This window comes from Rhizobium sp. USDA 3886 (assembly GCF_056279785.1).
In genome coordinates this window covers 1,823,199-1,837,717 of sequence record NZ_JBWCDC010000003.1, presented here as the reverse complement: position 1 = coordinate 1,837,717, position 14,519 = coordinate 1,823,199, and the positions used below count along the sequence as shown (strand labels likewise).

At 60.4% G+C, this 14,519-nt stretch carries 13 protein-coding genes; 1 reads left to right on the top strand and 12 read right to left on the bottom strand.

Annotated elements, in window-relative coordinates; genetic code table 11:
• Nucleotides 1–13: 13 nt before the first annotated feature.
• From ACZ9BX_RS31725 to ACZ9BX_RS31685, 9 genes are all read right to left on the bottom strand, one after another.
• Complete coding sequence (locus ACZ9BX_RS31725; RefSeq protein WP_087003200.1) at nt 14–1,285, bottom strand: MFS transporter; 1,272 nt, start codon at nt 1,283–1,285, stop codon at nt 14–16.
• Between the two features lie 317 nt (nt 1,286–1,602).
• On the bottom strand, nt 1,603–2,817 hold the full coding sequence (locus ACZ9BX_RS31720; RefSeq protein WP_476222205.1) for a CmpA/NrtA family ABC transporter substrate-binding protein: 1,215 nt from the start codon (nt 2,815–2,817) through the stop codon (nt 1,603–1,605).
• Nucleotides 2,814–3,416 (bottom strand): ANTAR domain-containing response regulator, encoded by a 603-nt coding sequence (locus tag ACZ9BX_RS31715; RefSeq protein ID WP_476222204.1) that lies wholly within the window; start codon nt 3,414–3,416, stop codon nt 2,814–2,816. Before ACZ9BX_RS31715 ends, ACZ9BX_RS31720 begins: the two co-directional genes overlap by 4 nt.
• 136 nt (nt 3,417–3,552) lie before the next feature.
• Nucleotides 3,553–4,350: an ABC transporter ATP-binding protein gene (locus ACZ9BX_RS31710; RefSeq protein WP_476222203.1), complete on the bottom strand. Its 798-nt coding sequence runs from the start codon at nt 4,348–4,350 to the stop codon at nt 3,553–3,555.
• A gap of 11 nt (nt 4,351–4,361) precedes the next feature.
• A complete protein-coding gene (gene ntrB / locus ACZ9BX_RS31705; protein WP_476222202.1) occupies nt 4,362–5,252 on the bottom strand; it encodes a nitrate ABC transporter permease in 891 nt (296 codons plus the stop codon).
• 61 nt (nt 5,253–5,313) lie between these two features.
• Nucleotides 5,314–6,612, bottom strand: a complete 1,299-nt coding sequence (locus ACZ9BX_RS31700) for a CmpA/NrtA family ABC transporter substrate-binding protein (RefSeq protein ID WP_476222201.1) — start codon at nt 6,610–6,612, stop codon at nt 5,314–5,316.
• A 358-nt stretch (nt 6,613–6,970) separates the two neighbouring features.
• Nucleotides 6,971–8,245 carry a CmpA/NrtA family ABC transporter substrate-binding protein gene (locus ACZ9BX_RS31695; protein WP_476222199.1) on the bottom strand — a complete coding sequence of 425 codons (1,275 nt, stop codon included), beginning with the start codon at nt 8,243–8,245 and terminating at the stop codon, nt 6,971–6,973.
• Between the two features lie 49 nt (nt 8,246–8,294).
• The gene (locus tag ACZ9BX_RS31690) at nt 8,295–8,882 is read right to left on the bottom strand and encodes an ANTAR domain-containing response regulator (protein ID WP_132568487.1); all 588 of its coding nucleotides are present in this window, start codon (nt 8,880–8,882) and stop codon (nt 8,295–8,297) included.
• 88 nt (nt 8,883–8,970) lie between these two features.
• A complete protein-coding gene (locus ACZ9BX_RS31685; protein ID WP_476222198.1) occupies nt 8,971–10,296 on the bottom strand; it encodes an NAD(P)/FAD-dependent oxidoreductase in 1,326 nt (441 codons plus the stop codon).
• A 236-nt stretch (nt 10,297–10,532) separates the two neighbouring features.
• Here ACZ9BX_RS31685 and ACZ9BX_RS31680 point away from each other — a divergent pair, with 236 nt between their 5' ends.
• Nucleotides 10,533–11,009 (top strand): Lrp/AsnC family transcriptional regulator, encoded by a 477-nt coding sequence (locus ACZ9BX_RS31680; RefSeq protein WP_476222197.1) that lies wholly within the window; start codon nt 10,533–10,535, stop codon nt 11,007–11,009.
• 15 nt (nt 11,010–11,024) lie between these two features.
• Here ACZ9BX_RS31680 and ACZ9BX_RS31675 read toward each other — a convergent pair whose 3' ends face one another.
• The 3 genes from ACZ9BX_RS31675 to ACZ9BX_RS31665 are packed head-to-tail and all read right to left on the bottom strand — an operon-like array spanning nt 11,025 to nt 14,484.
• Nucleotides 11,025–12,683, bottom strand: a complete 1,659-nt coding sequence (locus tag ACZ9BX_RS31675) for an ABC transporter ATP-binding protein (RefSeq protein WP_476222196.1) — start codon at nt 12,681–12,683, stop codon at nt 11,025–11,027.
• Nucleotides 12,683–13,537, bottom strand: coding sequence for an ABC transporter permease (locus ACZ9BX_RS31670; protein ID WP_476222195.1), 855 nt, complete (start codon nt 13,535–13,537; stop codon nt 12,683–12,685). Before ACZ9BX_RS31670 ends, ACZ9BX_RS31675 begins: the two co-directional genes overlap by 1 nt.
• Nucleotides 13,534–14,484, bottom strand: coding sequence for an ABC transporter permease (locus tag ACZ9BX_RS31665; RefSeq protein ID WP_476222194.1), 951 nt, complete (start codon nt 14,482–14,484; stop codon nt 13,534–13,536). Before ACZ9BX_RS31665 ends, ACZ9BX_RS31670 begins: the two co-directional genes overlap by 4 nt.
• Nucleotides 14,485–14,519: the final 35 nt, after the last annotated feature.

The following is a 14,519-nucleotide window of genomic DNA, read 5'->3' as shown; positions in this document are numbered from 1 at the left end:
CCAAGTCCTCAGATTAGGTGGCAGCCACCGCGGGCGCGGAGTGCCCTTGGCGCGACAGTTGCTTTACGGATAGGTGCATCCAAATGAGTGAAGCCACGACGATTACAAAGAGCAGCAGGAAGCAGCTGGACCAGAGGCCGGTGATATCCTTGAGGAGCCCAAAGGCAATCGGAAGGATGAAGCCGCCAAGGCCCCCCATCATCCCGACGATGCCGCCGACTGCGCCGACGCTTTCGGGATAGTAGGCTGGAATGTGCTTGTAGACGGCCGCCTTGCCGAGGCTCATGAAGAAGCCGAGCACGAAGATGACGACGATGAAGATGACGGGAGTAACGCCGAAGGCAGGATCCGACCCGGACGCAGACGCAGCCGGCAGTGAAAGAATGAGGGTGGCCACGGCGGAAACGGCCAGCATCGCATACATGACGCTTCTTGCGCCCTTCTTGTCGGACAGGACGCCACCGAATGCCCTAAAGATGCTGCCTGGAATGGAATAGGCCGCGGCGATCATGCCGGCGGCTTCCAAATTGAAGCCGTAGACGCCGACCAGATAGCGGGGCAACCACAGCGACAGGGCGACAAAGCCACCGAAGGCGAAGAAATAATAGAGCGAGAAGCGCCAGACTTGAACGCTCCTGAGCGGAGCGAACTCCTGCAAGAAGCTCTTGGATGCAACGCCGCGAGAGCGCCGATCCCGAAATGCCGGGTCGTCTGTGGTCGAAAACCAGAAGATGATGGCCGTTGCCGCAAGAACGAGAGCCCAGATCTCGGCAACTGCCTGCCATCCCCAGGCGATCAGCACGAAGGGTGCCGCAAACTTCGTAACGGCAGCCCCGACATTGCCGGCACCGAAAATCCCGAGCGCAGTCCCTTGTTTGTCCGGCGGAAAGAACGGCGAGACATATGCGACGCCGACTGCGAAGGAGCCGCCGGCAAGGCCGACCCCAAGTCCTGCAATCAGCATCTCTGCATAGGTCGTTGCGTAGGAGAGCAGGAAGGTTGCGACTGCTGCGGCCAACATCGTGAGCGTGTAGACAAGACGGCCACCGTAGCGGCTGGTCCATATACCAAGCAGGATCCGGACGACCGAGCCGGTCAGCACAGGGGTGCCCACAAGCAATCCGAACTCGGCCTCGTTGAGCCCGAGCTCTTGCTTGATACGAATGCCTATAATCGCAAAGATCGTCCAGACAGCGAAGCAGACGGTGAAGGCGACCGTCGAAATCCACAATGCTCTGGCTGGTTCGCCAGCAGACATGGACTGTGTTTTCTCAGAAAAAGGCATGGCTTCTCCGGGGCGCGACAATGTCGTGCCAATCCATCGTTGAGAGTTAAAACAAAAAGCCGCTGGCCAGGTCGCGCACACACGGAATGCGCGGGATATCCTGATCAGCGGCTTTGCTTGAGGCGCCCGTCGTTGGACGCCGAAAAATGCGGCCCTTCGGCCTCGCTATTATCTATGCAAGGGGCGTGCCAAGTTGAGATTTGCGCCATTTATGCTGTTTTGAGCCGCAAGTCGCCCTTAATGGTCGGAATCAGCATCCCGAAAACCGCCGCGTCGTCGGTCAAATATTGTGCAATGCATACAAAATAGGCGTCGTGCTAAGCCTGCTTTTGAGCAGCGATATACTCATCGACGCGATCGGGATCGAAGAGATTGCCGTCGAAAAATCCATCCGGGCCGAGCGTCAGGGTGCCGCTGGAGCCGACCGGTGTTTCGACCTGCAAGGCGCCCTCTACTTTCGAACTCGCAGCCGGCATGGCAACGCCGAGCGACTTCAGAGCGCTGCGGTAGATATCCGGCCGGTAGGTATTGCCGGCAACCGTTTGATGCGTCGCAGTGTGGTCGACATGGCCCCACCGGACCATCTGTGTGTAGAACCAAAGCGCGTGGCTCTTCCATGGAAAGGTTGCCGCTTTGGCGTGCGGAACGAAGAAGTCCTCGACCGTCTGCGTGTCATGTCGGCCGGTTCTGAGTGCGCCGGTTACGGACGGGCGTAGCCATTCAACAGGCCTGTCGATATAGGCCGGCCCTGAAAGCAGGACGGCAAGCTCCTCGTGATTGGCTCTATCAGCACACCAGAGCGATGCGTTGTAAAGCGCTCTCAGCAGTGCCGACAGGGCTTCAGGATGGCTGTCGCCCCACCGCTCGTTCACGCCAAGCACCTTTTCGGGACTGGATTTCCAGATTGCCGCCTTGACCGTTGCGATCTGCGCGCCGTGTTCTAAAACGCCAAAGGTATTCCACGGTTCGCCAGCACAATAACCATCGATCGCACCGGCCTTCAGCGCGTCACCCATATCCTGCGGCGGAAGTGTCACGATCTCGATCTCGCGATCCGGATCGATGCCGCTTCCAGAAAGCCAGTAGCGCAGTTCGTAGTTATGTCCCGAATAAGGGTGGACGATACCGAAACGAAGCGTGTCGCCTGCCCGCCGCGAAATCACGCTTTTCAACGCCGCACCGCTTAAGCGCGCATCGAGGGGATCGGCTGCGCCGTGGTCGGCCATGTCCCGCCACAAGGCGCTGGAAACGGTAACTGCATTTCCGCCAAGCCCGAGCGCCATCGGTACGATCATGCGTGGCGCGGGCGCCATGAGGCCGAGGTTGCAGGCGATCGGCATGGGGGCAAGGATGTGCGCCACTTCGAAATGACCCACCGCCAGCCGATCCCTGATCGTTGCCCAGGAGCGCTCCCGCACGAGCGTGAGGCCTAGTTGCTGCGTTTCGGCAAAGCCCTTTTCCTTGGCGACGACGAGGAGGGCGCTGTCGAGAAGCGGAACAAAGCCCGCGGTAATGTCATGCCTGTTCCTCATACGTCCGCTCCTGGATCAAGCAGGCTTGCCGCGGTGAGGAGGCTTTGAGCGATCTCGACGACTTTCCTGTTCTGGTTCATGGCCGTGCGCCGCAACAGCGTGTAGGCCTCTTCTTCCGACAGCCCGCGGCTGCGCATCAGCAGCCCCTTGGCGCGATCGATCAGTTTGCGCTTTTCCAATTCGCCGCGTGTTTCTTCCAGCTCGCGGCTGAGGCGCGCGAAGGCATTGAAACGGCTGATCGCCATCTTGAGAATGGGCCTGACGCGCTCCTGTTTCAGGCCGTCGACGATATATGCGGAAACCCCTGCCTCGACGGCAGCCTCGATCGAGGCTTCATCGGACTTGTCCACGAACATGGCGATCGGTCGCTTCACCGCGCGCGATATCTGGAAGATGCTCTCAAGCATGTCGCGGTTCGGGTTTTCGAGATCGATGACGATAACATCGGGATTGATCTCGGTGATGCGCTTGGCAAGGCCATGCATGTCGTCGATGATCGTGACCCCGTCATAGCCGGCCTCGCGCAAGCCGTCCTCGATGATCGAGGCGCGAATGCGGTTCTCATCAATGACAAGGACGTTCAGACTGCTAGTTTTCATGAGACCGGCGCCACAGGGTTATTGGCATTCATTCGATACAGTGTGCCGATAGTGCAGGAGCGAACGGACACGGTGCCGCAGATGCGCCAAGAGAGACTCAATATCAAGCCATATCGCATCCGTGCTGGTTAAGAGTTTACTCCGCGGCTTCGACAAAGCGGTGGCGTTCATAGAGGAATTTCAGAACGGCTTCGCGGCATTTGAGGTAGGTGCGGTCCGAGGCGAGTTCGATGCGGTTGCGGGGCCGGGCGATCGGCACGTCGAGGACTTCCCCGATCTTGGCGGCCGGGCCGTTGGTCATCATCACGATGCGCTCGGAGAGCAGCACGGCCTCGTCGACATCGTGGGTGATCATCACCATCGTATTGCCGAGACGGGCATGAATATCCATCACCGCATCCTGCAGATGGGCGCGGGTCAGCGCATCGAGCGCACCGAAAGGCTCGTCGAGCAACAGGATCTTCGGCTCCATAGCGAGCGCGCGGGCGATGCCGACGCGCTGCTTCATGCCGCCGGAGATTTCGGAGGGGCGCTTGTCCTTGGCGTGTGCCATCTGCACGAGGTCGAGGTTGGACATGACCCAGTCGTGGCGTTCGGCCCTGCTCTTGGAACTGCCGAACACCTTGGAGACTGCGAGGTTGACGTTTTCGTAGACCGTCAGCCAGGGAAGCAGGCTGTGGTTCTGGAACACGACGGCGCGTTCCGGGCCGGGGGCGTTGACTTCCCGGTTTTCGAGAAGCACAGCGCCGGCTGAGACCGGCGTCAGTCCGGCGATCAGGTTCAAAAGTGTGGACTTGCCGCAACCGGAATGGCCGATGATCGACACGAACTCGCCTTTGGCGATCGTCAGACTGATGCCCTTCAGTACTTCGGTGCGCGTTCCTGCCCGGTCGAAGTGCTTGTCGATGTGGTCGAGCTTGAGATAGGCGGTCATGGGTATTCCTCTCAGTTGGCCGAAGCGCCGCGGGTGATCAACCGGCCTGCAGCGGCCACCAGCTTGTCGAGGGCAAAGCCGACAACACCGATATAGGCCAGGGCGACGATGATGTCGGGCAGGCGCGACGAATTCCACGCATCCCAGATGAAGAAGCCGATGCCGACGCCGCCAGTCAGCATCTCGGCCGCGACGATTGCAAGCCATGAGAGACCGACGCCGATACGGAGGCCTGTAAAGATGTAGGGCGCCGCCGATGGCAGCATGATCTTGAAGAAGAATTCGAAATGATTAAGCCGCAGCACCTGCGCCACGTTGCGGTAGTCCTGTGGGATGTTGCGTACGCCGACCGCCGTGTTGATGATCACCGGCCAGATCGACGTGATGAAGATCACGAAGATCGCAGAAGGGTTGGAATCCTGGAAGGCGGCGAGCGACAGCGGCAGCCAGGCAAGCGGCGGGACGGTGCGCAGCACCTGGAAGATCGGATCGAGACCGCGCATGGCCCAGACGGATTGGCCGATGACGGCACCGATCACGACCCCGGCGACCGCGGCAAGGCCGAAGCCGTAGGCGACGCGCTGGAGCGAAATCATGACGCGCCAGCCAAGCCCGATGTCCTGCGAGCCATAGTTGAAGAACGGATAAGCGATCAGATCAAAGCTTTCCTGCCAGACTTGGTGCGGCGAGGGCAGTGAGGCGTCGGGCGACGAACAGAGCACCTGCCAGACGGTCAAAATGATCGCAAGCACGACAAGCGGCGGCACGATGTTGCGCGCTGCCGCCATCGCAAGGCCGCGCACATCGATCCGGGGAGCCGGCGGGCCTGCAAGCCGGACGACATTTGCGGCCTTCGGCGCAATCTTTGCCGGTATGGGTTCTTTCTTTGCCAGGGCGGACATGAAGGGCTCCTCGTCGGAAATAAAAGGCCGGCGCGCGCCTGTCACGCGCCGGAGGTGGGGATCAGGATGCGGCCTTGATGGCAAGGCTATCGAGATAGGCGGACGGATTTTCCGGATCAAAGACCTTGCCGTCGAAGAAGGTTTCCTTGCCCCGGGAAGGGGAAGGGGGAATGTCGGCTGCGGCGACACCCAGAGCCTTGGCCGCATCGCGCCAGAGATCCTCGCGGTTGACCTGGTCAACGAGGGCCTTGATGTCGGTGTCGGGTGCGAACTTGCCCCAGCGCACATTCTCGGCCATGAACCAGGTGTCGTGGCTCTTGAAGGGGTAGGAGGCGCCGCCTGCCCAGAATTTCATGTAAAGGTCGGTGCCGTGGGCGACACGGCCGTTGCCGTAGTTGATGTCGCCCTTGAGGCGCCCAAGCACGTCCTTCGGTGGCACGTTGAACCATTGACGCTTGCCAAGGATGGTCGCCATTTCCTCCTTGTTGTCCATGCTGTCGCACCATTGCTGGGCTTCCATCACCGCCATCAAGAGGGCTCTCGTGGCGTTCGGGTTCTTCTCGACCCAGTCGGCCCGCATGCCGAGCGCTTTTTCGGGATGGCCTTTCCACAGCTCGCCGGTCGTTGCTGCGGTAAAGCCGATCCCCTGATTGACGAGCTGCTCGTTCCAAGGTTCGCCGACACAGAAGACATCCATGTTGCCGACTTTCATGTTCGCCACCATCTGCGGCGGCGGCACGACGATGGTCGAGACGTCCTTGTCCGGGTCGATGCCGCCGGCGGCAAGCCAGTAGCGGATCCAAAGGTCATGAGTACCGCCCGGGAAGGTCATGGCGGCCTTCACTTCCTTGCCTTCGGCCTTCTTCTTCTCGAAGGCCGCCTTCAGCTTGGATGCGTCGAGCTGGACGCCGGTATCGGCATATTCCTTGGCGACGGAAATGCCCTGGCTGTCGTAATTCAGACGCGCCAGCAGCGCCATCGGTACTGGCTGGTTGTTCTGCGTCACCTTGCCCGTATGCATGAGATAAGGCAGCGGCGAAAGGATGTGGGCGCCGTCGATGCCGTTCGAAGCGCCGCCGAGAACCAGATTGTCGCGTGTTGCGCCCCAGGACGCCTGTTTGGCGACCTCGACATCGGGAAGGCCATGTTTTTCGAAAAGACCCTTTTCCTTGGCAACGATCAGCGCAGCAGCGTCGGTCAGCGCGATGAAGCCGAGTTTAGCGCCCGTGACTTCAGGTGCTGCAGCTGCGGCAAAGGCGCCGGAGGGAAAAGCGGTGCGGACTGCGCCGATCAAGGCAGTCGCTGCGGTCGTTTTCAGAAGGCTGCGGCGGCTTATGCCGCCTGTGAGGATCTTGTTCATGCGCTGGTTCCCCTTGTTGGTCGTCGCAGGAATTTTCGGAATAAAAAAACGCCGCCCGGAGATTGCGTCTGCGGGAAGGGAGAGTTCCCGGACAGCAAAAACCGTGCGACGTCGATGTCTTTTGCAAGCGCTTATCACGCGCTTATCCGCCAAGATCGCCGTTGATCCGGGCAAGATCATCCTTGCAAGCGGCATGCCAGTTTCCGGTGGGAGATCTAGCTCATTGAAATCACAGGGGGATGAGCACCTTCAACGATTATGCCTAAATTTTAGGCTCGCTATAGGAATGTGCATATTTTGTGCTATTGCCGTTTCCAACGCAAACTGCTGCCAGCCTTTTGTGCAAGGCAGCAGAAGATCAGACCTCGCCGGCAGTCGGAACAAAGGGCAGGGTGCTCTTGACTGAAAATCCGTCGACATACTCCCCGAGGCGCGTCGGATCGAAGATGCTGCCGTCCATGAAGCGGTCACCGTCGCTGTCGCCTTCGACCCGGACATCGGCGTCCGGCGGCGTGCATGTGTCGCCGAGCGCTGTTCTATAGAGATCGGGCCGATAGGCGGACGCTGCCGCGCGTGCGCTGTTCAGGTTGATTGCCGCCTGGCCCCAGCGGATCATCTGGCTGTAGATCCACAGCGCCTGGCTCGGCCGCGGATAGTTCGCGTAGCCGCGGTGGAACATGAAATAATTGTCGACGATGCGGCGGTTGCCCTTGGCGTCCAGGCTGAACTCGCCGGCTAGCACTCGCCGGATGATTTCGACGGGTGCTGCGATATAGCGCTGATCGGCAAGTACCGCAGCCAGCGCGTCGTGGTTTTCGGCATGATCGCACCAGCGCGCTGCGGCATCCAGCGCCACGATCAGCCGGGAGACCGTTTCCGGATGGCTCTCGGCCCAATCCGGCCGCATGCCGATGACCTTTTCCGGCGCCGAGGGCCAGATGTCCTGCTTCGTCGCAACGATCCGCCCGACGCCGCGCTCGGACGCCACCATGTTCCAGGGCGCGCCGACGCAGAAGCCGTCGATTGCGCCGGCAGCCAGGGCATCGGAGGTGAGCGGGGGCGGCACGACGATGAGCTTGACGTCCTTGTCGGGATCAATGCCGCCCGCGGCCAGCCAGTAGCGGAATTCATAGTTGTGCGAGGAAAAGGGATAGGTCATCCCGAGTGTCGGCACCGGCTCGCCGGCCAACCGCATCTGGTTCAGCACCAATGCAAAGGCGCGCGCGCTTTCAAGGGCGCTGGCTGCTTCCGAAACGTTTGCTGCTTCGCGCATCCGTTCGAAGAGGCGCGTGGAAAGGGTGATCGCATTGCCGCCGCGTCCGAGCGAGAAGGGCGCAATGGTCGGGGAGGGGTTCGAGCCCAGTCCAAGCATTGCCGCCACGGGCATCGGCGAGAGCATATGGGCTATGTCGAACTGGCGAAAGGCCAGGCGGTCGCGAACATTCGCCCATGAAACGTCTCTGACCAGATCGAGGGTTAACCCCTCCTTCTCGGCAAATCCGAACTCCGCGGCTGCAACCAGCACCGAGGCGTCGACAAGCGGGATGAAGCCGGCGCGAAGAACGCGTGGGCCTTCGCTGCTGAGTCGTGAAGGCGCGGAGACGCGCCCTTGCTGAGTGTCAATTCTCGTCACTGCATTCACTCCGCAGTCCTCCGGACAATCGAATGGGCGTGGCACCGGGTCACATCAGCAATCCTGCTGCCGTCACGACGCTTTGCGCGATCTCGGACATCTTCTTCTTCTCGTTCATCGCCGTCTGGCGTAGCAGCGCGAAAGCCTGTTCCTCCGAAAGGCCGCGCATCTTCATCAGAATGCCCTTTGCGCGCTCCACGACCTTGCGCTCCTCGAGCGCCGATTTTGCGTCAGCGAGTTCCCGCTGCAGGCGGCTGAAGGCATTGAACCGGCTGACGGCCATATCGAGGATAGGTTTCACCCGCTCCTTCTTCAGCCCGTCGACGATATAGGCAGAGACGCCGGCCTCGACGGCCGCTTCGATCGAAGCTGTATCAGACCGGTCGACAAACATCGCGATCGGCCGGCTGACCGTTCGCGTCAGCTGGAACAGGTGCTCCATCATGTCGCGGTTCGGGTTCTCGATGTCGATGATGATGACGTCCGGCTTCAGCGTCTCGATGATGCGCGCGACGCCCTGGACCTCGTGAATCACGGTGACGCGCATATGGCCGGCCTCCTGCAGCCCCTCCTCGATGATCGAGGCGCGGATCGCATTTTCGTCTATGACAAGGATCGTCAGGTCGAAACGGCTCATGCGCCATTTATGACGCACTGCAACAGAACAGGCAAGTTGAAAGCCGCAAAATTAAGCATTTAAAACTAATGCACAAGAAATACGCATTTTAGAAGTCGGCAACCTTCCCCCAGGCGGAGTTCTCAAAGCGGCTTGGATCATAGGCCCGTGAGTCTACCAACGGCTCTGCGCCGGAGACGATATCGGCGATCAGATGCCCGGCGCCCGGGCCAATGCCGAACCCATGTCCGCTGAAGCCGGCGGCAAGGATAAAGCCCGGGACCGAGGCTATTTCGCCGATCGCTGGCACGCCGTCCGGCGTGCTGTCTATATATCCCGCCCAGGCTGCCGTTATGTTTGTCGCAGCAAGGGAAGGCAAAAGCGCGCAGGCGCGGCGATGGGTCAACGCAATGGTGCTGCGGTGCGGATCTGGATCGAGGATGCGCATCCGCTCCATCGGCGTCGGAGCATCAAGACGCCAACGGGCCAGGCTCTCATGGCCCGAGTGCCAGCCTTCGGTGCCGCCGGGCGCAAGGCTGCGCCAGCGACGGACGAACATCGGCAGAAATTCTTTTGAGAAACGAAGCTGCTGCGGTGTCGGATCGATCCGCCCGCGCCCGCTGATGGCCAAAGTGAACCCGCCATCGCCCCGCCGGGTAATCGATATTTCGGCCGTGTGGAGCGCATCCGGCAAGTCGTCCGCCCCAGCCGAAACAGAAAGGATGGACGAGCGGATCGAGGCTTGCGGGAAGCGGATGGCGAGCTGACGGCAGAAGGACGAAGCCCACGCGCCGCCAGCCATGATGGCCGTGCGCGTCCGGATGGTTCCTTTCTCGGTCACCACCGCGCTCAATCGGCCGGCCGTCGTTTCGATGCCGCGCGCGGCGCAATTCTGGTGCACGCTGCTGCCGAGTTTCATGATCGCCCGGGCAACGGCAGGTGCGGCGCGCGAGGGATCGGCAGTCCCGTCCGATGGCGAAAAGACCCCACCCTTCCACAGCCGGCCGCTGGCCTTGCCGCGTTCGGTCGCCTGCACGCTGTCGAGCATATGCGTCGTCACGCCTGCGGTTTTTGCAAAATCGCGCCAGCGTGCCCAACCTTCGAGTTCTGTCTCATCGTTGCTGAGGTAGAGGAGGCCGCAGCGCCGGAACCCGGTGTCTTCGCCTGTTTCGGCCGCAAATCGCTCCCACAGGTCGAGGCTCTTCGTGGCGATCGGAAGTTCGCGTGCATCGCGGTTTTGCTGGCGGCACCATCCCCAGTTCCGGCTCGACTGCTCAGCACCAATCAGACCCTTCTCGACAAGGGCGACTTTCAGGCCCCGGCGTGCAAGATAGTAGGCCGTGAAGACGCCGACGATGCCGCCGCCGATGATCACCGCATCAGCACTTTCGGGCAGGGCTTGCTTCGTTTCAATTTTTTGAAGGGGGGCAGGCATTCGACGTCTCCAGCGTGAGCCGTCAATCTACCGCTCGTCCCAGGAAGACGTAGCTGGAGTTCGCGCGTGGACAGCATTTTCTACCGTGCTTGCGCGATGCTACGATCGTTTATGCTTGGCAGGCTGAAGGCGTCGGTAATGACAGGAGGGGTTTATATGCTATGGTCGGATGCGCATAGCGCAGAATTTTCTGCTGCGCTTGTCGTTCGATGACACGAACATGGCAGGGAGCTCACATGAAACTCGATCGGATCGACATCAAGATTCTCTATGAGTTGCAGAAGAATGGCCGGATCACCAATGTCGAGCTTGCCGAATTGGTCAATCTTTCGCCGAGCCCCTGCCTCATGCGGGTAAAGAAGCTGCAGGCGGAAGGTTACATCGTCGGCTATTCCGCCCAAGTGAATGTCGGCAAGCTCGGTCAGACGCTCACGGTCTTCACCGAGATTACCCTCAAGAACCACAGGCAGATCGACTTCGCCCGCTTCCTGGCGGCCGTCGAGAAGGTCGATCAGGTGATCGAATGTCACCTGGTCTCCGGCGGCTACGACTACATGCTGAAGTTCGTGACCGCCGGCATCGGCGAGTACCAGACCATCATGGAACGGCTGACGGATTTGGATATCGGCATCGACAAGTATTTCAGCTTCGTGGTGCTGAAGTCGCCGATCGTCAAGGCCCACATGCCGCTGACCAGCCTCTTTCCGTTGTGAGGAAGTGGCGCTTTCTCAGCGCCGGCAATAGGCGCGCACCAGTTCCGGATCCTGTTCAAGTCCGTCAAGCCAGCTCGGATCGAGTTTCGGCACGGAGGAAAAGAGCAGCTGCGAATAGGGGTGCTTCGGCACCTTTTCTCTGTTGGACGGCAGGATCTCCTCGACCTTTTCGCCTGCATACATCACGACGATCTCGTCGCAGATCGCTTCCACCACCGAAAGGTCGTGACTGATGAAGATGTAGGAGAGGCCGAGTTCCCGCTGCAACTCCTTGAGCAGATCGATGACAGCTGCTGCGACGACCGTGTCGAGGGCCGAGGTGATCTCATCGCACAGGATGAGCTTCGGATCGGCAGCAAGAGCCCGTGCGAAATTCACGCGCTGCTTCTGGCCGCCGGAAAGCTCTGCCGGACGTCTGTGGCGCACGGAAGAAGGCAGTTGCACCATGTTCAGAAGCTCGTTGATCCGCTTGTCGCGGGCCTTGCGGGCCATGCCGTGATAAAAGACGAGCGGCCGCGCTAGAATATCCTCGATCGATTTGGCCGGATTGAGCGCGGTATCGGCATATTGGAAGACGATCTGCATCTCCCGCAGCTGCTCGCGGGTGCGCCGGCGGGCGTTCTGCGCCAGTTCCCGCCCGTTGAAGACGATCTGTCCCGCAGAGGCAGGCAGAATGCCGGCAATCGTTCGCGCCAATGTCGATTTTCCACAGCCCGACTCGCCAATGATACCGAGATTGCGGCCGCGCTCGACCTTGAGGCTGACCGAGCGGACGGCGCGCACCAGAGGCAGACCGTCCACCTGGATCGCGCCGTAGCCGGCAAACACGTTCTCGATTTCAAGGATGTGGGGATTGTCCGTTGCCACAACCGGCTGTGTGCCTCGCGCCTTGGGTTCGAAGGCGGCGAGCAGTTCGCGGGTATAGGGATGCTTTGCATCCGACAGGATATCTCCTGTCGCGCCACTCTCCTGTATCTCGCCGCCCTTCAAGACGATGATCCGGTCAGCGATCTGGGCAACGACCGCGAGGTCGTGGGAGACATAGACGCCGGCAATGCCGCCCTTGCGCATCACGGACTTGAAGGCGCGCAGCACCTCGATCTGGGTCGTGACATCGAGCGCGGTGGTCGGTTCGTCGAAAATGACGAGCTTAGGATCGCCGATCAGGGCCATGGCGGCCGAAAGACGCTGCAGCTGGCCGCCCGAAACCTGGTGCGGATAACGCTCGCCGATGGCTTCGGGATTGGGCAGTGAAAGCGCCCGGAAAAGCTCGATCGCACGTAGTCTCGCTTCAGCGGCGGGCATCAGTTCGTGGATGCGGGTGACTTCGATCACCTGGTCCATGATCGTTGCTGCAGGATTGAAGGCTGCGGCAGCGCTCTGCGGAACATAGGAAATTTCTCTGCCGCGAATAGCAGAGCGTTCCTTTTCAGGAAGTTTCGCCATGTCCCTGCCTGCGAGCATGACGCTGCCGCCGGAAATGCGACAGCCCGTGCGCGTATGACCCATCAGCGTCAGGGCGATTGTGGTCTTGCCCGATCCGCTTTCGCCGATCAGCGCGACGATCTCGCCCTCCGCGACCTCGAAACTCACCCCTCTGATGATCTCCACGATGCGGCCGGAATCGGTCTTCGCCTCGACTTTCAGGTCACGGATTTCAACGAGGTTGGCCATCATGCGCTCCGGTCCCGGATCTTTTGGGGCAAGTTGTCGATCAAAAGGTTGACGCTGATCGTAAGGCTTGCGATCGCGATCGATGGAAAGATCACCGCTGGCGCGCCGAAAGGCAGACCACCGATATTCTCGCGCACGAGCGCACCCCAATCTGCATAGGGCGGCTGGACGCCGAGGCCTAGGAAGGACAGGCCAGACAAAAGCAGCACGATGAACACAAAACGAAGGCCGAGATCGGCAAGCACTGGACCTAAGATGTTCGGCAGGATTTCCGAGCCGATGAGATAAAAGACATTTTCACCGCGGATACGCGCAACCGTGATGAAATCCATGGCGTTGACATTGACTGCCAGGGCCCGGGCGAAACGATAGGCACCGGGGATGTAAACTACCGAAAGCGTGAGGATCAGGACCGGGATCGACGAACCCACGGCCGCCACGACGACAAGCCCGAACAGCTTGCTTGGGATGGAGTGCAGCGCGTCGAGAAACCGGCTGAGAAGTGAGTCGGTCCATCCGCCGGCTACGGCGGCGACCATGCCGAGGACAACGCCGGTGACGCAGGCGATTGAGACGGCAGCGAGCGATATGCCGACCGTATAGCGCGCGCCCATCAGGATGCGCGAGAGGATATCGCGGCCGAGATAGTCCGATCCCATCCAGAACTGCGCCGACATCGGGCCGAAATAATCGAAGTCGACGATTTCGCCAACTGGATAAGGGATGAGAAGCGGCGCAAAAATAGCGATGAAGGCCCAAAAGAGAATGACGCTGAGCCCCAGGAGCCCGACGAGATTGAAGCGGTAGCCGATCCGGCGTGCGGCTGGCTGCTGTTGTTGGATATCTGTCGTCATCTGAGCCTCGGATTGGAAAGAATGGCGATAATGTCGGCAAGCGTGGTCAAGACCAGATAGCCGAGACAGAAGATCATCGCACAGCTCTGGATCAGCGGGAGATCGCGCGTGGCGACCGCGTCAACCATCAATTTGGCGATGCCGGGGTAGTTGAATATGGTCTCGACGATAATCACGCCGCCGAGCAGATAGGAGAGCGAGAGAGCAATCGCGTTGACGATCGGGCCAAGCGCATTCGGCAGCGCATGCTTAAGCACGATGCGGCCCCGGGAAGCGCCCTTCAAAAGAGCCATTTCAACATAGGGTGTGGTGAGCGTTTCCACGACCGCAGCACGCGTCATGCGGATCATCTGTGCGGAAACCACGAAGGTCAGCGTGATGACCGGCATAGCATAGACCCGGAGCACGTCTGCAAGGGAATGGACTTCATTGGCAAGCGAGAGCGCCGGCAGCCATTTGAGGTAGACGGCGAAGAGAAGGACGGCCGAAGTCGCAACCATGAATTCCGGAACCGAAATCACGCCGATCGTCACAATGGTGACAATCCGGTCGTAAAGGGAGCCGCGCAGCATTGCAGCGGTAATGCCGAGCGTCAGCGCGATCGGGACCGAAAACAGTGCGGTTACGCCGGCGAGCTTCAGCGTGTTGACGAAGCGCCCGCCGATCAAGTCACCGATCGGCATGTCGTTGGCGTAGGATGTGCCAAGATCACCTGTCACGAGGCCGGAGAGCCAGCGCAGGAAACGCAAGATCGCCGGCTCATCCAGATGCATGGCCTTGCGAAGCCCTTCGACAGCTTCCGGCGTGGCGGCTTGGCCGAGAAGGATCGACGCCGTGTCGCCGGGCAGCATCGTCGTGGCGAAGAAGACCGCAAACGATACGATCACCAGCGTGATCAGAGCGATAAGTAATCGGCTCGAGATGAGGGATAGGACTTGCTTGTTCACACGCGCGCTCCCTTAGGCGTTCGGCTGGAGGACTA